The organism is Ensifer sp. KUDG1 (genome assembly GCF_050434285.1).
Taxonomy (GTDB): domain Bacteria; phylum Pseudomonadota; class Alphaproteobacteria; order Rhizobiales; family Rhizobiaceae; genus Ensifer.
Genome location: NZ_JBNDIG010000010.1, coordinates 244,642 through 265,682, shown reverse-complemented (window position 1 = coordinate 265,682; position 21,041 = coordinate 244,642). Strand labels below are relative to the sequence as shown.

At 62.7% G+C, this 21,041-nt stretch carries 17 protein-coding genes; 10 read left to right on the top strand and 7 right to left on the bottom strand.

What is annotated here, in order from left to right:
- The first annotated feature begins 34 nt into the window (after positions 1-34).
- The 4 genes from M2267_RS23855 to gdhA all read left to right on the top strand — a co-directional run bounded on the left by M2267_RS23855 (position 35) and on the right by gdhA (position 7,527).
- Positions 35-1,786, top strand: a complete 1,752-nt coding sequence (locus M2267_RS23855; protein ID WP_429117698.1) for a type I secretion system permease/ATPase — start codon at positions 35-37, stop codon at positions 1,784-1,786.
- A 40-nt stretch (positions 1,787-1,826) separates the two neighbouring features.
- Positions 1,827-4,535, top strand: a complete 2,709-nt coding sequence (locus tag M2267_RS23850; protein ID WP_429117696.1) for a calcium-binding protein — start codon at positions 1,827-1,829, stop codon at positions 4,533-4,535.
- Positions 4,536-4,595: 60 nt separating this feature from the next.
- Positions 4,596-5,921 (top strand): HlyD family type I secretion periplasmic adaptor subunit, encoded by a 1,326-nt coding sequence (locus M2267_RS23845; protein WP_429117694.1) that lies wholly within the window; start codon positions 4,596-4,598, stop codon positions 5,919-5,921.
- Positions 5,922-6,180: 259 nt separating this feature from the next.
- Positions 6,181-7,527 carry an NADP-specific glutamate dehydrogenase gene (gene gdhA, locus M2267_RS23840; RefSeq protein WP_156133972.1) on the top strand — a complete coding sequence of 449 codons (1,347 nt, stop codon included), beginning with the start codon at positions 6,181-6,183 and terminating at the stop codon, positions 7,525-7,527.
- 163 nt (positions 7,528-7,690) lie between these two features.
- On the opposite strand, the gene M2267_RS23835 is transcribed toward gdhA, so the two are convergent.
- A complete protein-coding gene (locus M2267_RS23835; RefSeq protein ID WP_043612491.1) occupies positions 7,691-7,897 on the bottom strand; it encodes a hypothetical protein in 207 nt (68 codons plus the stop codon).
- A gap of 483 nt (positions 7,898-8,380) precedes the next feature.
- Here M2267_RS23835 and M2267_RS23830 point away from each other — a divergent pair, with 483 nt between their 5' ends.
- Both M2267_RS23830 and M2267_RS23825 read left to right on the top strand, forming a co-directional pair.
- Entirely contained in the window at positions 8,381-10,117 is a 1,737-nt protein-coding gene (locus M2267_RS23830) for an ABC transporter permease (RefSeq protein WP_429117690.1), read from the top strand.
- A 10-nt stretch (positions 10,118-10,127) separates the two neighbouring features.
- Positions 10,128-11,471, top strand: coding sequence for an AAA-associated domain-containing protein (locus tag M2267_RS23825; protein WP_429117687.1), 1,344 nt, complete (start codon positions 10,128-10,130; stop codon positions 11,469-11,471).
- A gap of 283 nt (positions 11,472-11,754) precedes the next feature.
- Here the strand turns inward: M2267_RS23825 and M2267_RS23820 are convergent, their stop codons facing one another.
- The 5 genes from M2267_RS23820 to M2267_RS23800 form a co-directional block, all read right to left on the bottom strand.
- Positions 11,755-12,804: a sn-glycerol-3-phosphate import ATP-binding protein UgpC gene (locus M2267_RS23820; RefSeq protein ID WP_429117685.1), complete on the bottom strand. Its 1,050-nt coding sequence runs from the start codon at positions 12,802-12,804 to the stop codon at positions 11,755-11,757.
- Positions 12,804-13,652: a sn-glycerol-3-phosphate ABC transporter permease UgpE gene (gene ugpE / locus M2267_RS23815; RefSeq protein ID WP_205236534.1), complete on the bottom strand. Its 849-nt coding sequence runs from the start codon at positions 13,650-13,652 to the stop codon at positions 12,804-12,806. Before ugpE ends, M2267_RS23820 begins: the two co-directional genes overlap by 1 nt.
- Positions 13,653-13,659: 7 nt before the next feature.
- The gene (gene ugpA, locus M2267_RS23810; RefSeq protein WP_429117682.1) at positions 13,660-14,541 is read right to left on the bottom strand and encodes a sn-glycerol-3-phosphate ABC transporter permease UgpA; all 882 of its coding nucleotides are present in this window, start codon (positions 14,539-14,541) and stop codon (positions 13,660-13,662) included.
- Between the two features lie 68 nt (positions 14,542-14,609).
- On the bottom strand, positions 14,610-15,914 hold the full coding sequence (gene ugpB, locus M2267_RS23805) for a sn-glycerol-3-phosphate ABC transporter substrate-binding protein UgpB (protein ID WP_043612506.1): 1,305 nt from the start codon (positions 15,912-15,914) through the stop codon (positions 14,610-14,612).
- 358 nt (positions 15,915-16,272) lie between these two features.
- Positions 16,273-16,737: an Lrp/AsnC family transcriptional regulator gene (locus M2267_RS23800; protein ID WP_429117680.1), complete on the bottom strand. Its 465-nt coding sequence runs from the start codon at positions 16,735-16,737 to the stop codon at positions 16,273-16,275.
- A 126-nt stretch (positions 16,738-16,863) separates the two neighbouring features.
- Between M2267_RS23800 and alr the strand changes: the two genes are divergently transcribed.
- Genes alr through M2267_RS23785 form a run of 3 tightly spaced genes read left to right on the top strand, consistent with a single transcriptional unit; the run spans position 16,864 to position 19,687 of the window.
- Entirely contained in the window at positions 16,864-17,994 is a 1,131-nt protein-coding gene (gene alr / locus M2267_RS23795) for an alanine racemase (RefSeq protein WP_429117678.1), read from the top strand.
- A gap of 24 nt (positions 17,995-18,018) precedes the next feature.
- Positions 18,019-19,269 carry a D-amino acid dehydrogenase gene (locus M2267_RS23790; RefSeq protein ID WP_043612513.1) on the top strand — a complete coding sequence of 417 codons (1,251 nt, stop codon included), beginning with the start codon at positions 18,019-18,021 and terminating at the stop codon, positions 19,267-19,269.
- A gap of 37 nt (positions 19,270-19,306) precedes the next feature.
- A complete protein-coding gene (locus M2267_RS23785; protein ID WP_429117676.1) occupies positions 19,307-19,687 on the top strand; it encodes a Rid family detoxifying hydrolase in 381 nt (126 codons plus the stop codon).
- A gap of 136 nt (positions 19,688-19,823) precedes the next feature.
- Here M2267_RS23785 and M2267_RS23780 read toward each other — a convergent pair whose 3' ends face one another.
- Positions 19,824-20,003 carry a hypothetical protein gene (locus M2267_RS23780; protein ID WP_043612519.1) on the bottom strand — a complete coding sequence of 60 codons (180 nt, stop codon included), beginning with the start codon at positions 20,001-20,003 and terminating at the stop codon, positions 19,824-19,826.
- 97 nt (positions 20,004-20,100) lie between these two features.
- Between M2267_RS23780 and M2267_RS23775 the strand changes: the two genes are divergently transcribed.
- On the top strand, positions 20,101-21,012 hold the full coding sequence (locus M2267_RS23775; RefSeq protein WP_429117674.1) for a hydrogen peroxide-inducible genes activator: 912 nt from the start codon (positions 20,101-20,103) through the stop codon (positions 21,010-21,012).
- The last annotated feature ends 29 nt before the right edge of the window (positions 21,013-21,041 follow it).

Sequence of the window (21,041 nt, the reverse complement as noted above, 5' to 3'; positions counted from 1 at the left end):
ATGGAATGCGGGGCGGGCAAAAGGGGTTCTCATCATGAGCAAGAAGAAAGAGCCGCAACACAAGATTGGCGGCATGCGCGGTATCCTCATCTATCTCTTCGGTCTATCGGGCATCATCAACATCCTGGCGCTGACCGGCGCCTTCTACATGCTGCAGATCTATGACCGGGCGCTGACCAGCGGCAGCATCTCGACACTGGTGGCGCTCTCCGTTCTGGCGGTCGGGCTTTACCTGTTCCAGGGCCTGTTCGACGTCATCCGTTCGCAGATCCTGGTGCGTCTCGGCGCCCGGCTCGACGCGGAACTGGCACCGCTCGCCCACAAGGTGGTGATCGAAATGCCGCGCTTCGGCTATTCGACGGCGGAGGCGACGGAACGCGGCCGCGATGTCGACACGCTGCGCGGCTTTCTCGCCGGCCAGGGACCGGTGGCGCTGTTCGATCTGCCCTGGATCCCGATCTATCTCGCCTTCGTCTGGCTGCTGCATCCGATGCTCGGCTACCTCACGCTCGGCGGCGCCTTGGTTCTGGCGCTGCTGACGCTGATCGCCGAAGTGATGACGCGGCGCCATTCCAGCCCGACGATCAAGGCCTCGGTGGCGCGCAGCTCGATTGCCGAGAGCAATGCCCGCAACAGCGACGTGCTGCACGCCATGGGCATGACCGGCCGGGCAGTGGCGCGCTTCGAGAAGGCCAACCGCCGCCACCTCGACTGTCAGACCAAAACTTCCGACATCGGCGGCACCTTGTCGGGCCTGTCGAAGGTGCTGCGCATGATCCTGCAATCGGCGATCCTCGGGCTCGGCGCCTATCTGGCGATCCGCGGACAGATGTCGGCCGGCTCGATTATTGCCTCGTCGATCGTGACCGCCCGGGCACTGGCGCCGGTCGACCTGGCAATCGCGCAATGGAAGGGCGTCGTTGCCGCCCGCCGCAGCTATCACCGCCTCAACGAGACGCTCGGCGTGCTCGACGAGCGCAGCGGCAATCTCGACCTGCCGGCACCGCAGCAGAGCCTTAGCCTCGACAAGGTGACGACGGTCGCGCCTTCGACCGGTGCTGTGCTTCTGAGCGAGGTGAGCCTGGAGCTGAAGGCCGGCCAGGCTGTGGGGCTGATCGGCCCGTCGGGTGGCGGCAAGACCACGCTCGCCCGCACCATACTCGGCATCTGGCCGGTGCTGCGCGGAGCCGTGCGCATCGACGGCGCCGATCTCAGCCAGTGGCCGGAGGGACTGTTCAACCAGCATGTCGGCTACCTGCCGCAGGACGTGGCGCTGATGGATGGCACCGTGTCCGACAACATCTCGCGCTTCGCCGAAGCGCCGAACGCGCGGGCGATCATCCGCGCCGCCAAGGCCGCCGGCATCCACGAGATGATCGTGCATCTGCCGAACGGCTACCAGACCGAGCTTGGTCCCCATGGAACCGCCCTGTCCGCGGGCCAGAGACAGCGCATCGCCTTGGCACGCGCACTCTATGGAGACCCTTTTCTCGTGGTGCTCGACGAGCCCAACTCCAACCTCGATGCCGAAGGCGAGGAAGCGCTCAACCGGGCGATCCTCAATGTGCGCGAACGCGGCGGCATCGTCGTCATCGTCGCCCATCGCCCGAGCGCCCTGCAGACGGTCGACATGATCGGCCTGGTGCAGGGCGGTCGGTTGGTCGCCTTCGGTCCGAAGGAGGAGATCCTGCCGTCGCAGAAGACCCGGCCATTGGTGGTCGAAAAGACGCGGCGCGCGGATGTTGGCGGGCAACCGCCGCACCGGGTGTCGGCGGCGGCCGAGTGAGAGACCTTGAGAGGTTCGGCCGCAGGCCGAGGAGGATGTCATGGACGAAAAGCTCATCCTGAAGCGCCCCGACAGCCAGCAGGCGATCGCGCCGATGAACCGGTACGAGATCGCCGACAAGCCCGAGCGCAAGCGTGGGCGGCTGGTGCTGTCGGCGCTGTTCCTCGGCGCGCTCGGTTCGGTGTTCGGCAGCAAGGAAGGCGAAAGCGAACCGGCAAAGCACGACCCGGATCCCGCACCTGTCGGTCCCGGCCAGCCGAGCGACCTGCTCGACATGTCCGGGGCGCTCGGGGCGATCGAGGATGTCGCCGCCTACGTTCAGTCGCTGCTGCAAGACCTGGCGTTTCCGGACGAAGCCATCCCGGCAAAGCTCGGCCGCCTGCGCTCCTCGGTGCGGCTTGCCTTCGATGACGGCCAGCCCACGACCGACCTCATCGACGAGCGGCCCTACAAGACAAGCGCACGCCCCGCCAACGACAACGGCCCGCTGGATTTCGACTTCCCCGGTCTGGCGTCCTTCGGCAGTTCGCCACCCGGACGGGAGGAGGACGATGACGGTGACGATGATGACGGCGGCAGCCCCGGCGGTGGCGATGACGACGACGATGATGATGACGAGCCCGGTGGTCCTGGTGGTCCCGGCGATGGTGACGATGACGACGACGGCAGTGCTCGGAGCAATCGCCTGCCTGTCGTCACCGGACGCAATGTGCTCGCCAACGGCCTGATGAACCTCTCGGCCGTCATCCTGTTGAATGACCTGCTCGCCAACACGGTCGATCCGGACGGCGACGGGCTGTCGATCGCCAACCTGACGGTATCCAATGGTTCTATCCGCTCCTACGGCGAGGGCATGTGGCTCTATACGCCGGAGCGTGGCGATCTCGGCGAAGTCACCTTCACCTATTCGGTCTCGGATGGCACCGGCCGTACCGTCAATGGCGCGTCGATGACGCTGATGGACTGGCCGGCGAACGAGATCCGCGGCACCGAGGGCGACGACGTGATGCGCGGCACGCCGCACAAGGACATCATCGCGGCCCTTGGCGGTGACGACATCGTCTATGGCCGCGAGTCCGACGACATCATCCTCGGCGGCAGTGGCGACGACACGCTGCTCGGCGGCGATGGCAACGACACGCTCTATGGTGAAGCCGGCAACGACCGCCTCTTTGGCGGGCGTGGCAACGACATCCTGTTCGGCGGGGCGGGGGACGATCATCTCTATGGCGAGGAAGGCGACGATATCCTGCTTGGCGAGGACGGCGACGACTATCTCTCAGGCGGTGCTGGCGACGATCGCCTGTTCGGCGAGGAAGGCCGCGATATACTCGACGGCGATGCCGGCAACGATCTCGTCGACGGCGGGGCCGGTAACGACCGGCTGACCGGCGGTTCCGGCGAGGATACAGTGCTTGCCGGTGCGGGCGACGACGTCATCGTCACCGGCCTTACCGCCGAGGAAGCGCGCAGCGCATCGCCGTCCGCCAGCGACGGAAACGACCACTATTCCGGTGGCGAAGGCCATGACACGCTCGACGCCAGCAGCGCGCAGGAGACGGTTGTCATCGATCTCGCCGCAGGCATTGCGACAGGCACGGAAATCGGCTCCGATACGATCGAGAGCATCGAAAGCGTGATCGGCGGTTCCGGCGACGACCGGATCACCGGCGACGAGGGCTGCAACACGCTGATCGGCAATGACGGCAACGACGCGATTGCTGGAAATGCCGGCGACGATACGCTGATTGGTGGCAACGGCGATGATGTCGTCTCCGGAGGCGCCGGCAACGACACGATCGTGGTTCTCGCCTTCGACAGCAGCGGCGACGCTGACGATGACGGCGACGACACCTATAGCGGCGGCGATGGCATCGACACGCTCGATCTGTCCGCGCTGGTGCAGGCGGTTCTCGCCGATATGGAGGCCGGCATCGCCGAAGGTGAAGAGATAGGCGAGGATCGCATCGAAGACTTCGAGATCATCGTCGGCGGGCGCGGCAACGACCGGATTTCCGGCAGCCGCGGCGACGACATGTTGTTTGGCGGAAACGGAGACGACAGGCTGCGTGGGCGGGACGGCGATGACGTGCTCGTCGGCGGTGCAGGCGACGACGAACTGAAGGGCGAGGATGGCAACGATACTTTCGTCGTGGTCCTCCTGCCCGGTACCGACGACGGAGACGATACGATCGACGGCGGTGACGGCGTCGATCGCTACGATGCCTCCGCAGCGACGCAGGCCGTGGTGATCGATCTCGACCGCGGCATTGCCACTGGTGTCGAGATCGGCAACGACAGCCTGAGTTCCGTCGAAACCGCGATCGGCGGCAAGGGTAACGACATCATCGTCGCCAGCAATGCCGTCAACTTCCTGGCGGGTGGCGCAGGCGCAGATATCTTCGTCTTCCGCAGCCTCGCCGCCCTTGCCAACGGCGGGGAGGGGCGCGATGAGATCCGCGACTTCCAAGTCGGCGACCGCATCGACCTGTCGAAGATTGCCGAAGCCATCGGCGGCCTCGCCTTTGCGCCCTTTGCCGACGACGGAAGCCCGGCACCGATCAACCGCATCACCTTCTATCACGAGACTTTCAGCGACAGCGAGCGCACGGTCGTGCGCGCCGTCATCGATCTCGAGCGCGACGAGGACCTCGAGTTCCTAATCGCCGGCCGCCACGCGCTGACCGAGCAGGACTTCATTCTTGCCGCCATCGAGACGGCCGGGGAGCAGCATAGAGACGCCGTCTAAGCAATCGCAAACACACCACTCGCATCAACCAGAGATGTCACGCGTTACCGGGAGAAGGCCATGATCAGCAGAGAGAACGAGAGCAGGACCACCAAGGCCGAAGACAAGACCGCAAAGGACAGCAGCCAGTTCGGCATCACCTCGCGCATCGTCGTCTCCGCCGCCTTTGCCGCCACTCTGCTCTTCGGCGTCGGCGGATGGGCCGCCCATGCCCGGCTTTCCGGCGCGGTCATCACCCAGGGCCAGGTCGCCATCTCCCAGCAGGTCAAGCTCATCCAGCACCGTGACGGTGGCATCGTCTCAGAAATCGCAGTGCGCAACGGCGACCAGGTCAGGAAGGGTGACGTGCTCATCCGCCTGGACGAGACACAGACCAGGGTGGAGCTTGCGATCGTGCGCGGCCAATTGCAGCAGTTCTACGCCATGCGCGCCCGGCTGAAGGCTGAGCGGGATGGCGAAGCGGCCGTCTCCTTCGAAGGCCTTGATGTCAGCGAGGTGCTGAAGGTCAGCGAACTCAAGCTGTTTGAGGCCAACCGCCGGATGATCACCAGCCAGGAAGAGCAGATGCGCCTGCAGATCACCCAGCTCGAGGAGCAGATCCGCGGCCTCAAAGCCCAGACCGGCTCGAGCGACGCCGAAAGGGAAATCGTCGAGAAGGAGATCGCCAAGCTCGAGACCTTGCTGAAGAGTGGCCTGGTGCCGGTCTCCGAACACCGCGACCTGCTGCGGCAGATGGCCCGCATCGACGGCTCCAAGGGCGAACTCGTCGCGCGGATCGCAGAAGCCGTCGGGCAGATCAGCGAACTGCGCATCAAGCTGCTCGCCATCGACCAGGGCACCCGCAAGGAAACCCAGACCCAGATCGTCGGCATCGAGGCGAAGATCGCCGAACTCAGCGAGCGCGAGGTCGCCGCCCGCGACCGGCTGTCGCGCATGGACGTACGCGCGCCCGTCGATGGCCTCGTCTACGACCTGCAGGTCCACACGATCGGGGGCATCATCGCTCCCGGCGCCAGCGTGATGTCGATCGTGCCCGAGGACGATGATCTTACTGTCGAAATCCGCATCCCGCCGGCCGACATCGACCGCATCGCACCGGGCCAGGCCAGCCGCCTGCGTTTCACTGTCTTCAACCAGCGCACGACCCCGGAACTCGATGGTCGGGTCGGTGTGGTCGCCGCCGCAACGACGATCGATCGCGCCACCGGACAACCCTACTATCTCGCCACGGTCGACATCACCCAGGCGCTGGACAAGCTCGGCGACCGCAAGCTGATGCCGGGCATGCCGGTCGAAGTCTATGTCCAGACGGACGAGCGCACGGCCATCTCCTATCTGACGAAGCCCTTCACCGACCAAATGCTTCGAGCCTTCCGCGAGGAGTGACGTTTACTTCATCACCCGAAGCTTACGCACTTGCCCCGGAAGAGGGAGTGTTGCCGAAGAGGCGGCCGTGCACGGTCGCCTCTATCTCGGGCGTGCCTATCAGAGTCACGCCTTGCGCACCTTTTCCCCTGGAAAACCAGCGCGCAAGTCGGCAATCACGAATTGCATGGTGATGGGAAATAAATCTTCACTTGCCGCTCTGCTTCCGATAATGCGCGAGGGTCTGCGCATAGAACCTGCGCGCATGAGGAGAACCATCTTGAATGTCGATGAGAAGCTGGAACCAATTCTGACGGAAGTACTGAGGCGCAACGCCGGCGAGCTGGAGTTTCACCAGGCCGTACGCGAAGTGCTTGAAAGTCTGGGGCGTGTCATTGCCAAGCACCCGCGCTATGCGGAACAGGCCCTTATAGAACGGATCTGCGAACCGGAGCGGCAGATCATCTTCAGGGTGCCTTGGGTCGATGACGCCGGGCAGGTGCAGATCAATCGCGGCTTCCGCGTCCAATTCAACTCGGCGCTTGGGCCCTACAAGGGCGGGATACGTTTTCATCCTTCCGTCAACGTCGGGATCATCAAGTTCCTCGGTTTCGAGCAGACCTTCAAGAACGCCCTGACGGGCATGCCGATCGGCGGCGGCAAGGGCGGTTCGGACTTCAATCCGAGGGGCCGTTCGGATGGGGAAATCATGCGATTTTGCCAGTCGTTCATGACCGAGCTTCATCGACACCTGGGCGAATATACCGACGTTCCTGCCGGCGATATCGGCGTCGGAGGCCGGGAGATCGGCTATATGTTCGGCCAGTACAAGCGGCTCACCAACCGGTACGAGGCCGGCGTGCTGACAGGCAAGGCGCTGATCTACGGCGGCTCGCGCGCGCGCAAGGAGGCAACGGGCTTCGGCGCGACCTATTTCGTCCAGCGGATGCTCAGCACCAAGGGTCTCGATTTCGAAGGCAAGCGCGTGACCGTATCGGGATCCGGAAACGTCGCCATCTACACCATGGAAAAGATTGCGGAGTTCGGTGGCAAGATCGTCGCGTGCTCCGACTCCAACGGTTATGTCGTCGATGAGGACGGGATCGATCTCGAACTGGTCAAGCAGATCAAGGAGGTTCGCCGCGAGCGGATATCCGAGTACGCCAGGCTGAAAGGCTCCAGGGCGCACTATGTGGAGGGCGGCTCCGTCTGGGACGTTCCTTGCGATGTCGCGATGCCCTCGGCGACCCAGAACGAGCTGACCGGCAAGGATGCCCGCACCCTGGTGAAGAACGGCGTCATCGCAGTGGGTGAGGGGGCAAACATGCCATCGACCCCCGAAGCGGTTCGCATTTTTCAGGATGCAGGGGTCATGTTTGCTCCTGGCAAGGCCGCCAATGCGGGCGGTGTTGCGACATCGGCTCTCGAGATGCAGCAGAATGCCTCTCGCGACAGCTGGACGTTCGAGCAGACCGAAACGCGGCTTGCCATTATCATGCAGTCGATCCACGACCGTTGCGCCGAGACCGCCGAGGAATACGGCAACCCCGGCGACTACGTCCTCGGAGCCAACATTGCCGGCTTCGTCCGGGTCGCCGAAGCCATGGACGCGCTCGGCGTGATCTGATGCTTCAATCTGGAGGGAGCCGGCCTGCGTCGGCTTCCTTCGACAATACGCATCGGGCCTGAGGACGCCGAAGATCGGTCCCGATCTCGCGGGGACATACCCATGCCGCCCACTAATCCGGATCGCGAGACGGCAACGAGAGCCAATTCGGCGCAGGTTGAATTTATGAGGCGACGAGACCGTCGAAAACCTCGAGCATAGCCTCGCTGATCGCCTTGCCGAGGGCAGCCGCGGTTTGCGACAGGGCTTCTTCGTCTGCGCCCTGGGCTGCGATTGCGAAGGCCGCACCTTCTCCCGTCACGATTTCCTGTGCACGCTGAATGGCCCAAAGGGCAAAGTCGTTGCGATCGCTGATTTCTACCGTTTCCATGGTGTCCTCTGATTGTCCGCGTGGAATTCTTGCCGGTTTGCCGGGCAGGGTGGCCGAGACCTCGAGCCTAGCTTCCTAGCCGGCCTGGCCCATCTAAACCGTCAACGGCGCGCTGCCAAAGGCAGAAGCCTGGGAGCAGGGCGTCTTGAAGCCCTAAAAAACGTTACCCCGGCTATCCGCCCATTTCCTCCGACTGTCAATCCGCAGTCGATGCAGCTCCGCGATTGCCTTCGCCTTATCAAAGGGTTCTGGCCTTCTCTTGAGACGTCCCTCCCGCCTCGGACGGACAGTATCATCGATCGTTCTGCCTGCAGCGTTACCACCTTGACTATGCTTTCATGCAGCGCACAATCACCCGAGATAGGCTCGGATTGAGAGAAGAGTCGCGAGAATTCACATCGTCTGCGGTCGCCCGTTCGGCTCACGGTTTTGTGGAAGCGGTGGCATTGAGACTTGCTTGCATTCGTTCAACGGGGTGTAACAATGGCCACGCACCACGCCGCAATGGAAGCCGTTCGCCGCTCGGGCTATGCGCCCAATTTTTGGGATTTCTTCGCATTTTGCCTGTTCTTTGCAACGCTCGTCCTGATTGCCCACGGCGGACATGAGGCGTTCGCCCCGCTCTCATCGCTTTCGACTGCACCCGTTTCACTCGACCCGGCCATGCTGCCGGAATATGCGTTACGCACAACGATGCGCATGCTGGCGGCAATTGCAGCCTCGCTCGCCTTCACCTTGATCTATGGGACGCTGGCCGCCAAATCCCGGCGGGCGGAGGTCGTGCTGATTCCGTTGCTCGACATTCTGCAGTCGGTGCCGGTGCTCGGTTTTCTGTCTTTCACCGTTCTCGGCTTCATGTCGCTTTTCCCCGGCAACGTCTTCGGGGTGGAGCTTGCAGCGATCTTCGCCATCTTCACCAGCCAGGCCTGGAACATGACCTTCAGCTTCTACCAATCGCTGAAGACCGTGCCGGCCAACCTCGACGAGGCGGCCCGCAGCTTCCGGCTTTCGCCATGGCAGCGCTTCTGGCGGCTCGAAGTTCCTTTTTCCATGCCGGGCCTCGTCTGGAATACGATGATGTCGATGTCGGGCGGATGGTTCTTCGTCGTGGCGTCGGAAGCGATTTCGGTCGGCAACACCACCATCACGCTGCCAGGTATCGGCTCCTACGTCGCGCTTGCCATCGCCCAGCAGGACCTCGTGGCGGTCGGCTGGGCGACGGCGACCATGTTTGCGGTGATCCTCATCTATGATCAGTTGCTCTTCCGTCCGCTCGTAGCCTGGAGCGACAAATTCAGGGTCGAACTCTCCGCCGGCAGCGCCGCGCCGCGTTCATGGCTCCTGGACGTGGTGCGCAGAACGCGATTGTTGCAGGTTCTGCTCGTGCCGGCCGGGGCGATCGTCGGGCGTATTCTGCAGCGGCGGCTGGCGGTTCCTTCACTTGTGCCCACCCGGCTGAGCGGGGTTACAGTGAATGCCTGGGCGGATCGCGCCTGGTTTGCGTTCGTCGTTGTCGTTGCAGCCTACGCCTTTTGGCTGGTCGCACGGTTCATCGCGACCGAGCTTGCTTTTGCCGATGTCGTCGCGGTCGCCGGGCTCGGGCTTCTGACCACGCTGCGCGTGATCGTTCTGATGGTGTTTGCGACGCTGGTCTGGGTACCGATCGGCATCTGGATTGGACTGAGACCGCGCGTGGCGGAGCGCATGCAGCCCCTGGCGCAGTTCCTGGCGGCGTTCCCGGCCAACATCGTGTTTCCCTTCGCCGTCGTCGCCATCGTCCGCCTCGGGCTCAACCCGGACATCTGGCTCTCCCCGCTCATGATCCTGGGCGCCCAGTGGTACATCCTGTTCAACGTCATTGCCGGGGCCAACGCCTTTCCGAACGACCTGAAGGAGGCGGCGGCAACGTTCCGCATCCACGGCTGGAACTGGTGGCGAAAAGTCATCCTTCCGGGCGTTTTCCCCTACTACGTGACGGGTGCGATCACCGCGAGCGGCGGCGCCTGGAACGCCTCGATCATCGCCGAGGTCGTGAACTGGGGCGACACGACGCTCACGGCGCATGGCCTCGGCGCGTATATCGCTGCGGCGACGAGGGTCGGTGACTATCCCCGCATCGTGCTCGGTATCGCCGTCATGTCCTTGTTCGTCATCCTGCTCAATCGGTTGGTCTGGCGGCCGCTCTATGCCTTTTCAGGCCGGCGCCTGCGTCTTGAGTAGGAGGTTCCAGATGGATTTGGCCGACACCACAAGCTCTTCTGTCCGTGCCGCGAAAAACCAGCTTCTGGAACTGGAAGGCGTGCGGCAGACCTATAGCAAGAGCGACAGTCCTGATCTTGTGGTGCTCGACGACGTCGCGCTCAAGATCACCGAAGGCGAAATCGTCGGATTGCTCGGGCGTTCCGGCTCCGGAAAGTCGACGCTGCTGCGCATCGTTTCCGGCCTGGTTACGCCAACCGCGGGCAGGGTGCTCTGGCGCGGTCATACGGTGACGGGGCCGAGCGAAGGCATTTCCATGGTGTTCCAGAGCTTTGCACTCTTCCCGTGGCTCACCGTGCTTCAGAATGTCGAACTCGGGCTTGAGGCGCTTGGCGTGCCGGCAGCCGAGCGCCGCCGCCGCGCGATCGATGCGATCGACCTGATCGGCCTCGACGGCTTCGAGAGCGCCTATCCGAAAGAACTGTCGGGCGGCATGCGGCAACGCGTTGGCTTCGCCCGCGCACTTGTCGTCCATCCAAGCCTCATGCTCATGGATGAGCCCTTTTCGGCGCTGGACGTGCTGACGGCGGAAACGCTGCGCACGGACCTCATCGACCTCTGGATCGAAGGGCGTCTGCCGATCAAGTCGATCTTGATGGTGACGCACAACATCGAAGAGGCGGTGCTCATGTGCGATCGCATCCTGATCTTTTCGTCCAATCCCGGCCGGGTTGCGGCGGAGATCGCGATCGACCTGATCCATCCACGCAACCGGCTGGACCCGGCGTTCCGACAACTCGTTGATGACATCTACGCGCGGATGACACGGCGGGCGCCGCTGGAAAAAGTGGAGAAGCCCATTTCGGGCGGCTTCGCCGGGACCGGCATAGCGATGGCCTTGCCCCGGCTTTCGACCAACCGTCTCTCGGGCCTGATCGAAGCGCTCGCGCAGGCGCCGTTCAATGGGGAGGCTGATCTTCCCGATCTCGCTGCAAGCCTGCAACTGGAGGCGGGCGAACTGTTTCCGATCCTCGAAGCCCTGCAGCTCATGCGTTTTGCCGAGCTGGAAGCGGGGGACGTCAAGCTGACGGAGGCGGGGCAGCGCTTTGCCGCTGCCGAAGTCGACAATCGCAAGCGCCTGTTTGCCGAGCACCTTCTAGCTTACGTCCCGCTTTCAGCCCTTATCCGGCGCGTGCTCGACGAGCGGCCAAGCCACCACGCACCCTTTGCGCGCTTCTCAGAAGAACTTGAAGACTACATGTCGGAAGACGATGCCGAACAAACCGTGCGCACGGTCATAGCATGGGGCCGTTATGGAGAACTCTTCGGCTATAACGAGGAGATGCGGCAGTTCAACCTCGACGACCCAAGCTGAAACGTTGGCGGCGGCGTCGCGGTCCTGCGGAAGGGCAGAAAACGATCTGCCGATGCGCGTACCCAGTCCGCGCATTAAGTCGCATAACATACATTATGGAACTAATCTGCGAGCGTCCTTTCGGACTGATTTAGCGAGACGCCCTGAAAGAAACGACCACAGGGCAAACCGCTACGCTCCCTGTGGTCGTACCCATAGCCCCCAACGTCCTCCAACAATTCAACAGTCTATGCTTGCGATACATCAACGAACCTCTGCTGATCTCGCGCCGACCTTCCGGCCATCATCCATGCCGGTTCCCGCTACCGTCAAACATATGGAGCGCTTCGGTGCTCGCGCCGACCTTCACCTCGTCACCGATCTCGTTGCGCGCGCGCCCGGAAACGCGAAAGACCAACTCGTCTCCGTTTTGGAGGCGGCCGTGTATGAGGCTTTCGGCGCCGACCAGTTCGATGCCGTCGATGCGAACCGTCGCTTCGAAGGCTCGCGCCGGGGCATCGGCTGACATCGGCGAAATGTCTTCCGGACGGACGCCGAGCGTGTAGTCGCCATTCGGGCGTGCCGCATCCGAGGCGAGCGTCCATCCCGCCGACAAATTCTTGCCGTGCAGCAGGTTCATCGACGGCGAGCCGATGAAAGTGGCGACGAAGGTGGTTGCGGGCTTCTCGTAAAGCTCCAGTGGCGTGCCGACCTGCTCGATGCGGCCGGCGCTGACGACGACAAGGCGGTCGGCAAGGGTCATCGCCTCCATCTGATCATGCGTGACATAGACGCTCGTCGTTGCAAGGGAGCGCTGCAACCGCTTGATTTCAATGCGCATTTGCCCGCGCAGCTTCGCATCGAGGTTCGAGAGCGGCTCATCGAACAGAAACGCGGCGGGTTGGCGGACGATCGCCCGCCCCATGGCAACGCGCTGACGTTGGCCGCCCGAAAGCTGCCGTGGCTTGCGGTCGAGATAGGGCTCGATTTCGAGCGTCCGCGCGGCCGTGGCAATGCGCTGCTCGATCTCGGCCGCCGGTGTCTTCCGGTTCTTAAGCCCATAGGCAAGGTTCTGGCGCACCGTCATGTGCGGATAGAGCGCATAGTTCTGGAATACCATCGCGATATCGCGCTCGGCCGGCTCGACATCGTTGACGCGGCGCCCGCCAATCAGGATATCTCCGCCGCTGATGTTCTCGAGCCCGGCGATCATGCGCAGCAGCGTGGACTTGCCGCAACCGGATGGCCCGACAAGGACGACGAACTCGCCGTCCTTGATGTCGAGCGAAACGCCCTTGATCGCTTCCACCGTGCCATAGGTCTTGCGGACGTCCTTCAGGGTAATTTCAGCCATTACTTTTCTGTCTCCACCAGACCTTTGACAAACCAGCGCTGCATCAGCACGACGACGAGGATCGGCGGGATAATCGCAAGGATCGCCGTCACCATCACATAATTCCAGGGCGTCGAGGCGTCGGTAAAATCGATCATCCGCCGGAGCCCGATGATGATCGTGTTCATCTTCGCGTCGTTGGTGACGAGCAGCGGCCAGAGATACTGGGTCCAGCCATAGATGAAGAGGATAACGAAGAGCGCCGCGATGTTCGTTGCCGAGAGCGGCAGCAGGATATCCTTCATGAAGCGGAACGGACCGGCATTGTCGATGCGCGCCGCCTCCACCAGTTCCCCCGGTATCGTCAGGAAGAACTGGCGAAAGAGGAACGTCGCCGTCGCCGAAGCCATCAGCGGCAGCGTCAGCCCCGCATAGGTGTCGATCAGGCCGAGATCGACGATCACCTTGTAGGTCGGCAGGATGCGCACCTCGACCGGCAGCATCAGGGTGATGAAGATCATCCAGAAGAACAGCATCTTCAGCGGAAAGCGGAAGAACACGATCGCAAAGGCCGACAGGAAGGAGATGACGATCTTACCCACGGCGATCGCGATCGCCACGACCGTCGAATTGAACAGCAGACGCTCGAGGCTGACGCCGACGACGCGCTCGACGCCGCCGCCGACCGCTTCCCGATAGTTCTCGACGAGGTGATCTCCGACGACGAGCGACATTGGCGGCCGTACGATCTCGATCGAGCTGTGGCTCGAGGCGACGAAGGTATAGTAGATCGGCAGCGCGACGATGATGATCCCGATGACGAGTATCAGGTGGCTGATCGCAGTTGATATGGGACGGTTCTCGATCATCGGCGCCTCACGAATAGTGGACCCGCTTCTCGACGAAGCGGAACTGGAACGCTGTCAGCGCAATGACGATGACCATCAGGATCACTGACTGGGCAGCCGAGCTGCCGAGGTCGAGATTGACGAAGCCGTCGTTGTAAACCTTGTAGACGAGCGTCTCCGTCGCCTTGGCGGGGCCTCCGCCGGTGACCGCGTGAATGATGCCGAAGGTATCGAAGAAGGCGTAGACGGTGTTGACGACGAGCAGGAAGAACGTCGTTGGCGCGAGCAACGGGAAGACGATGGTCCAGAACCGCTTGGTGCCGCGGGCGCCATCGATGGCTGCCGCTTCGATGAGCGACTTCGGGATTGCCTGCAGGCCTGCGACGAAGAAGAGGAAGTTGTAGCTGATCTGCTTCCAGGCTGCCGCGACGATCACCAGGAACATCGCCTGGTTGCCGTTGAGCAGCGGATCCCACGCAAAGCCATTGCGGCGCAGAATGTAAGAGAAGGTTCCCATCGCCGGGTTGAACATGAACAGCCACAGCATGCCGGCCACGGCCGGGGCAACCGCATAGGGCCAGATCAGGAGCGTACGGTAGACGTTGCGCCCGCGCAGCACCCGGTCGGCCGCCGTTGCGAGCAGCAGCGCGAGCGCCATCGACAACAGCGCTGTCGAAACACTGAACGCCACCGTGACCTTGAGCGAATGCAGATAGTCGGGATTGGCGAGGATCGCCCGGAAGTTGGCGAGACCGACGAAGCCGGATTTCAGGCCGAACGGATCCTCGCGCAGCACCGACTGGTAGAGCGCCTGGCTGGCCGGCCAAAAAAAGAAGATGACCGTCAAGACGATCTGCGGTGCCAGCAGAAGATACGGCAGCACCTTGTTTGGAAATACGACGGACTGCATGGTCTCCCCTCCCCATCAAAAACCAGTCCGCACCGCCTTGCGGGCGATGCGGACATTTCGTCTGGAGGTCAGTTGCCGATCGCCGTCTTGATCGCAGCGTTTGCCTTCACGACACCTTCGCTGAGAGCCGTCTTGGCATCCTTCTGGCCGGCAAGCATCGCTTCGAACTCTTCGTTGAGGATGTCGCGAACCTGCGGAAGGTTGACCAGGCGGACGCCCTTGGAGTTTTCGGTCGGCGCCTTGCCCATCATCTGCTTGATCGGCGTCTCCCGGCCCGGGTTCTTTTCATAGAAGCCGGACTTCTTGGTTTCCTCGTAGGCTGCAAGCGTCACCGGCAGGTAGCCCGAGACCTGGTGAAGCTGGGCCTGAGTTTCCGTTTTCGAGAGGAAGTGGAAGAACTCGGCCACGCCCTTGTATTCGGCGTCGCTCTTGCCGGCGAAGACCCAGAGGCTTGCGCCGCCAGGGATGGTGTTCTGCGGGCCATGGCCTTCATAATAGGGAAGCTCGCCCACACCGTAATTGATGCCCGACTTGACGATGTCGCCGAGACCACCGGAGGATTCCGTCAGGATTGCGCACTCGCCCGACATGAAGAGCTGCTTGGCCTCGGAGGTGCGGCCGCCGTAGCGGAACGTGCCGTCCTTGGCGAGATCGGCAATCGACTGGAAATGGTCGACGAAGAGCGGCGCGTCGATCTTCAGTTCCACTTCGAGGCCGGCAAGCCCGTTTTCGTTCGTGCCGTAGGGCACGTTGTTCCAGGCCGAGAAGTTTTCGGTCTGGATCCAGGTCAGCCAGGTCGAAGTGAAGCCGCAATTTGCCGCCCCGCTCGCCTTGATCTTCTTGGCCGCTTCGAAGACCTCGGGCCAGGTGGCCGGCGGCTTGGCCGTATCGATGCCGGCCTTCGTAAAGGCGTCCTTGTTGAAGTAGAGGATCGGGGACGACGAGTTGAAGGGGAAGGACAGCATGGTCCCGTCAGCCTTGGAATAATAGGCGACGATGCCCGGCAGGTACTGGTCCTTGTTGAACTCGTAGCCGCCCTTCTGAAGCACTTCCGCCACGGGTACCACGGCGCCTTCGGCGCCCAGCATCACGCCGCTGCCGGCGTCGAACACCTGCAGGATCGCGGGAGCCTGCTTGGAGCGGAACGCAGCGATGCCCGCGTTCAGCGTCTCGCCATAGGTGCCCTTGAAGACGGGGACAATCTTGTATTCCGACTGGCTTTCGTTGAATTCCTTCGCAAGCCGTTCAACGGTTTCGTTGTTGGCGCCCGTCATTGCGTGCCACCAGGCAAGCTCCGTCGCCGCGAAGGCGTTCGGGGCGACGAAGACCGACATCGCAGATGTGGCCGCAAGCGTCCATTTCAAAACTCTCATGGCGATTCCTCCCAATATTGAGACGACAAGTCTCGGTGCTCAGTCGCGTTGATCCTCCTCAATCAGTCGCGCCTGACTTTCGCAGCGAAAGTGCGCTGATTAAAAACGAACGCTAACGAACCTGCAAGAGAAAATAGAATGCAGAATTCGCAAATTTCCGCCTTCGGAATATTCGTTCTGTTTCATATAGGAACGCTCGACGCTCGACGCTCGATCGTGCCGAGCGCGGTGCAAATCACCAATCACGCATAGCCTGCGCGACCGACTTGCGGCTGATGGGCTTGCCTATCTCCTCGCATCGACGCTTGTCGCCTCCCTGCTTTACTAGGGACGGCCGCGCGGGTTCCGGGATTGCGGCCTATCGACGTGCCTTGGGGCGTGTTGCAAGAACGTTGCGAATTGCAAAGCTCGAATGGATTCTGGAGACCCCCGGTAAGGCCGAGAGAATCTCCTTGTGGATGCGCTCGAATTCGCCGGCATTGGCGACTTCGACGCGCAGCAGATAGTCCGATCCGCCAGTCATCAGAAAACACTCGCGTAGCTCGGGATGCCGTCGCACCGCCGCCTCGAACCGGTCGAGATAGTCCTCTGTCTGTCGGTCCAGCGTGATGTTGATGATAACGGCAATGCTGGCCTCGACGTTCGAGGTGTCCACAAGGGCGGTATAGCCGCGAATGACGCCGGACTGTTCCATCAGTTTTATCCGCCTCAGACAGGCGGAGGGCGAGAGCCCGACCTCGCTCGCGAGGCTGGCGTTGCTCCGGCGCGCATCCAGGCGCAGCAGCCGCAGGATATTGCGGTCTATGGTGTCGAGCGCAGTCATTGCAGATTATTCCAATTCGTGATTGTTTCTTTCAAAGATCACGAATTCGCGCAACGATCAATCGACAATTCGTCGACAATTCTGCGATCGTTTCACTACCCTCCGGGCAGGTTGGGAGGCTCGGCCATGGACGGCGCAGTCAGGGAAAATACGCAGCAGAAAGCGATCAAGGGCGGCGCCTCGGGCTACCTCACGATCGATCTTGCGGCGCTGGTTCGCAATTACGACCGGCTGGTGTCTGAAATTGCGCCGGCGCGAGCCGCAGCCGTCGTCAAGGCGGATGCCTATGGCCTTGGCGCAGACCGGGTCGCGGCGCGCCTTTATGACCATGGCTGCCGGCATTTCTTCGTGGCCCAGTTCGTGGAGGCTCGGCGCCTGCGACCGCAGCTTGCCCGCGATGCGATGATCTTCGTCCTGAACGGCCTGCAGCCGGGCAACGAGCTCGCCTGCGCCGACGATGGTATCGTACCGGTGATCAATTCCCTTGAGCAATTGCGGCAATGGGCCGGTGCGGCGGTAAATCTCAACCGCCGGCTCCCTGCGGCGCTGCAGTTCGACACGGGCATGTCGCGGCTCGGCGTCCCGCCGCAGGAACGACCGGCGGTCGCCTCGATGCTGCGAACCTGCGGCATGATCGACATCCAGTTCGTCATGAGCCACCTGGCCTCTGCCGACGACGTCTTGAGCGAGCAGAACGGCAGCCAGCTTGCCGAACTCCGGCGCATCGCAGCGGAGTTTCCGGAATACGAGCTGTGCTTCGCCAATTCCGGCGGAATTTTCCTGGGCGAAGCCTATCACGGCGTGCTGGTTCGGCCGGGGATCGCGCTCTATGGCGGGGCCCCGACGGATGGTCACCCAAACCCGATGGAGCCGGTCATCAAGCTCGATGTCGCGGTGGTGCAGACGCGTGAAGTGCCGACCGGTGCGCGCGTCGGTTATGGCGGCAGCCATGTCGCCGCAAGCCCGACCCGGCTTGCCACCATTGCCGCCGGCTATGCCGACGGCCTGCCGCGCAGCCTGACCGATCGCGGTGCGGTCTATTGCGACGGCGTTCGCCTGCCGATCGTCGGTCGCGTGTCGATGGACAGCATCACCATCGACATCTCGGCCTTGTCGGAGGGGCGCCTGCAACTCGGCAGCCTGGTGGAGGTCCTCGGGCCCAACCAGACACTCGAAGACATCGCACGCGATGCCGGCACTATCTCCTACGAAATCCTGACCGGTCTCGGCCATCGCTACGAACGGCAGTACCGCTGAGCTTCCTTTGCTTTTGAGGACATCATGAAAGTTATCGTTCTCGGCGCCGGCATCGTCGGCGTCACCTCGGCTTACCAGCTTGCCAAGAGCGGACACGAGGTCACCGTCATCGATCGCCAGCCCGGGCCGGCGCTGGAGACGAGCTTTGCCAATGCCGGCGAAGTTTCCTTCGGCTACTGCTCGCCCTGGGCGGCACCCGGTATTCCGATGAAGGCGATGAAATGGCTGTTCATGGAGCATGCGCCGCTTATCCTTCGTCCGAAGGTCGATGCCGCCATGATCTCCTGGATGATCAAGATGCTCTCGAACTGCACGTCCGGGCGCTACGCGATCAACAAGAGCCGCATGCTAAGGCTTGCCGACTACAGCCGCGTCTCGCTCGCCGCGCTGCGCGCCGAAACCGGCATCGCCTATGACGAGCGCATGCAGGGAACGCTGCAGCTTTTCCGCACCCAGGCCCAGCTCGACGCCTCCGGCAAGGACGTCAAGGCGCTTGCCGCCGACGGCATCCCCTACGAGGTCCTGGACCGCGATGGCTGCATTCGCGTCGAACCGGCGCTGAAACATGTGCGCGAGAAGATCGTCGGCGGCCTGCTGACGCCGAAGGACGAGACCGGCGACTGCTTCAAGTTCAGCAACGAGCTTGCGAAAAAGGCGGAAGCGCTCGGCGTGCGCTTCAACTATGGCAGCATCATCCGCAGTCTCGACGTGGAAGGCGGCCGGATCAAAGGCGTCGTTACGGCGCACGGTACGCTCCAGGCCGACGCTGTCGTCGTGGCGCTCGGCAGCTTCTCCCCTCTCCTCGTCAGGCCGCATGACATCCGCCTGCCGGTCTACCCGGTCAAGGGTTACTCGTTGACGATCCCGATCACCGACGCGTCACGCGCGCCGGAATCGACGGTCATGGACGAAACCTTCAAGATCGCCATCACCAGGCTCGGCGACCGCATCCGCGTCGGCGGCATGGCGGAAATCTCCGGCTACACCAACGATCTCGGCGAACCCCGTCGCCTGACGCTCCAGCACTCCGTCACCGATCTCTTCCCGGGCGGCGACGTGTCGAAGGCGAGCTTCTGGTCCGGCCTTCGGCCGATGACGCCGGACGGCACGCCGGTCATCGGTCCGACGAAGGTCGCGGGCCTCTACCTCAACACCGGCCACGGCACGCTCGGCTGGACGATGAGTTCCGGTTCGGCACGGGTGATCGCCGATCTCGTCAGCGGCCGTAAGCCGGAAATCGACGCCACCGATCTCGCGATCGCCCGCTACGCATAAGCGCGTTCAATTCAACCACCAATCTCGGAGACGGATCATGATCCAGGAAATCCACACCACCGACGCGCCGGGCGCCGTCGGTCCCTTCTCGCAGGCGATCAAGGTCGGCAACCTCCTGTTCGTCTCCGGCCAGCTTCCGATCGATCCGGTCACCGGAGAGTTCAACTCGGACGACGCGATTGCGCAGGCCGAGCAGTGCCTGAAGAACCTTGCAGCCATCGCGACTGCCGCGGGCACGACCCTTTCGAACGCCGTCAAGACCACGGTTCTGCTCACCGACCTCGGGCAGTTCGTGGAGATCAACAAGGTCTATGCGGGCTTCTTCGCCAAGCCGTTCCCGGCCCGCGCCTGCTACGAAGTCAGCGCGCTGCCAAAGGGCGCGAAGGTGGAGATCGAGGCGGTCATCGCCATTCCGTAAGGCCTACTGGCGCCGGACGCTGACAGGCAATCAGCGTCCGGGAAGCATCACGATGCCGCTAAAGGTATCGCCATCGGGAACCAATCCGCCCGCCGGGGGGGCGATGTGCGGTGGTTTGCGACTGTGCTATCGGAGCTTACGTCGGAAGCAGACGGTTCGTGCGCTCGACGAATGCGATCTGCTCCAAAAACTGCAGCCTGAGTTTCTTCAGCGTCCAGAGACGAAAGCGATCCGGGGCGGGCCGCGCCTGTTCCTCGGCGATACGCGTTTCAATGATCGCCTTGCGGCTGCGGAGAGACTTCAGAAACTGATCCATTGCGATAGCCTTTGTTTGACTTCGCGACATTCGACCAGTTCGGCTCATAGTGCCAATTCATAGTTGATATTCCTGCGATAGGTTTTATCAATTGGGAATGGCCTATCGACCCACTCTTCGCCAGCTTGAATACATAGCGGCCCTCGACGAACTCCGGCACTTCGGCAAAGCCGCCAAGCGCTGCCACGTTTCGCAACCGACCCTTTCGGTTCAGATTGGGCTGGTCGAAAAGTCACTCGGGGTAACGCTGTTTGAACGCACCTCGACGAGTGTCGTCACGACACCGGCGGGCCAGGATGCGGCGCGAAGCGCGCGCATGGCGCTCGCGACCGTCGATGACCTCGTCGAAGGCGCCTTGAAGGACACGCAAAGCCTCGGCGGCCTGGTTCGCATGGCGACGGCCCCGACCTTTGGTCCCTATTTTCTTCCGGGCTTTCTGCCGGGCGTCCATCGGAAATTCCCGGCCTTGAAGATCTATATCCGCGAGGACCCGCCGGCATGGATCGAAACGGCGGTCGCCGAAGGTGCCGTCGATTGTGGCCTCGGACCGGCGCCGGAGCGTGCCGGCCTCAGGTTCCGGCGCATCGGCGACGAGAAGATTTTTCTTGGCGTTCCCGCCGAACATCGCCTGGCCTCGCAGACCTCGGTCAAGACCCGGGCGCTGCGAGGCGAAACGCTGCTGGCGCTCGGCAGCGGCCACCGGCTGCTCGAAAACGTCAAGCACCTCGCGGCCGTGGCGGATGCCCGGGTGATCGATGATTATGAGGGAACAAGCCTCGATTCCATCAGGCAGATGGTCTCGATCGGCATGGGCTGCTCGCTGTTTCCAGAACTTTATGCCCGCGCGGAGTTTCGCAAGGACGACGACGTCAAGCTGATCGAAATCGAGGACTGGGCGGCCCGTCGCGAGGTTGGATTCTACTGGCGCGAAAACAGCGGACGACAGCGCCACTACGAGATCCTGGCGCGCGAGGCCGATAGCGCCGCGCGCAAGAAGGGAATTGCCTGATTGGCGGGTCTTCGTTTCTGCCCGAACCG

Bases quoted from the DNA above. Each gene is read 5' to 3' on its own strand.
- M2267_RS23820 (WP_429117685.1), bottom strand. From the start codon at position 12,804: ATGGCTGAAATTACCCTGAAGGACGTCCGCAAGACCTATGGCACGGTG.
- ugpB (WP_043612506.1), bottom strand. From the start codon at position 15,914: ATGAGAGTTTTGAAATGGACGCTTGCGGCCACATCTGCGATGTCGGTC.
- M2267_RS23780 (WP_043612519.1), bottom strand. From the start codon at position 20,003: ATGGATCAGTTTCTGAAGTCTCTCCGCAGCCGCAAGGCGATCATTGAA.
- M2267_RS23830 (WP_429117690.1), top strand. From the start codon at position 8,381: ATGGCCACGCACCACGCCGCAATGGAAGCCGTTCGCCGCTCGGGCTAT.
- alr (WP_429117678.1), top strand. From the start codon at position 16,864: ATGGACGGCGCAGTCAGGGAAAATACGCAGCAGAAAGCGATCAAGGGC.
- M2267_RS23775 (WP_429117674.1), top strand. From the start codon at position 20,101: ATGGCCTATCGACCCACTCTTCGCCAGCTTGAATACATAGCGGCCCTC.
- M2267_RS23845 (WP_429117694.1), top strand. From the start codon at position 4,596: ATGATCAGCAGAGAGAACGAGAGCAGGACCACCAAGGCCGAAGACAAG.
- M2267_RS23825 (WP_429117687.1), top strand. From the start codon at position 10,128: ATGGATTTGGCCGACACCACAAGCTCTTCTGTCCGTGCCGCGAAAAAC.
- M2267_RS23800 (WP_429117680.1), bottom strand. From the start codon at position 16,737: ATGACTGCGCTCGACACCATAGACCGCAATATCCTGCGGCTGCTGCGC.
- M2267_RS23790 (WP_043612513.1), top strand. From the start codon at position 18,019: ATGAAAGTTATCGTTCTCGGCGCCGGCATCGTCGGCGTCACCTCGGCT.
- ugpA (WP_429117682.1), bottom strand. From the start codon at position 14,541: ATGCAGTCCGTCGTATTTCCAAACAAGGTGCTGCCGTATCTTCTGCTG.
- M2267_RS23850 (WP_429117696.1), top strand. From the start codon at position 1,827: ATGGACGAAAAGCTCATCCTGAAGCGCCCCGACAGCCAGCAGGCGATC.
- M2267_RS23835 (WP_043612491.1), bottom strand. From the start codon at position 7,897: ATGGAAACGGTAGAAATCAGCGATCGCAACGACTTTGCCCTTTGGGCC.
- M2267_RS23785 (WP_429117676.1), top strand. From the start codon at position 19,307: ATGATCCAGGAAATCCACACCACCGACGCGCCGGGCGCCGTCGGTCCC.
- M2267_RS23855 (WP_429117698.1), top strand. From the start codon at position 35: ATGAGCAAGAAGAAAGAGCCGCAACACAAGATTGGCGGCATGCGCGGT.
- ugpE (WP_205236534.1), bottom strand. From the start codon at position 13,652: ATGATCGAGAACCGTCCCATATCAACTGCGATCAGCCACCTGATACTC.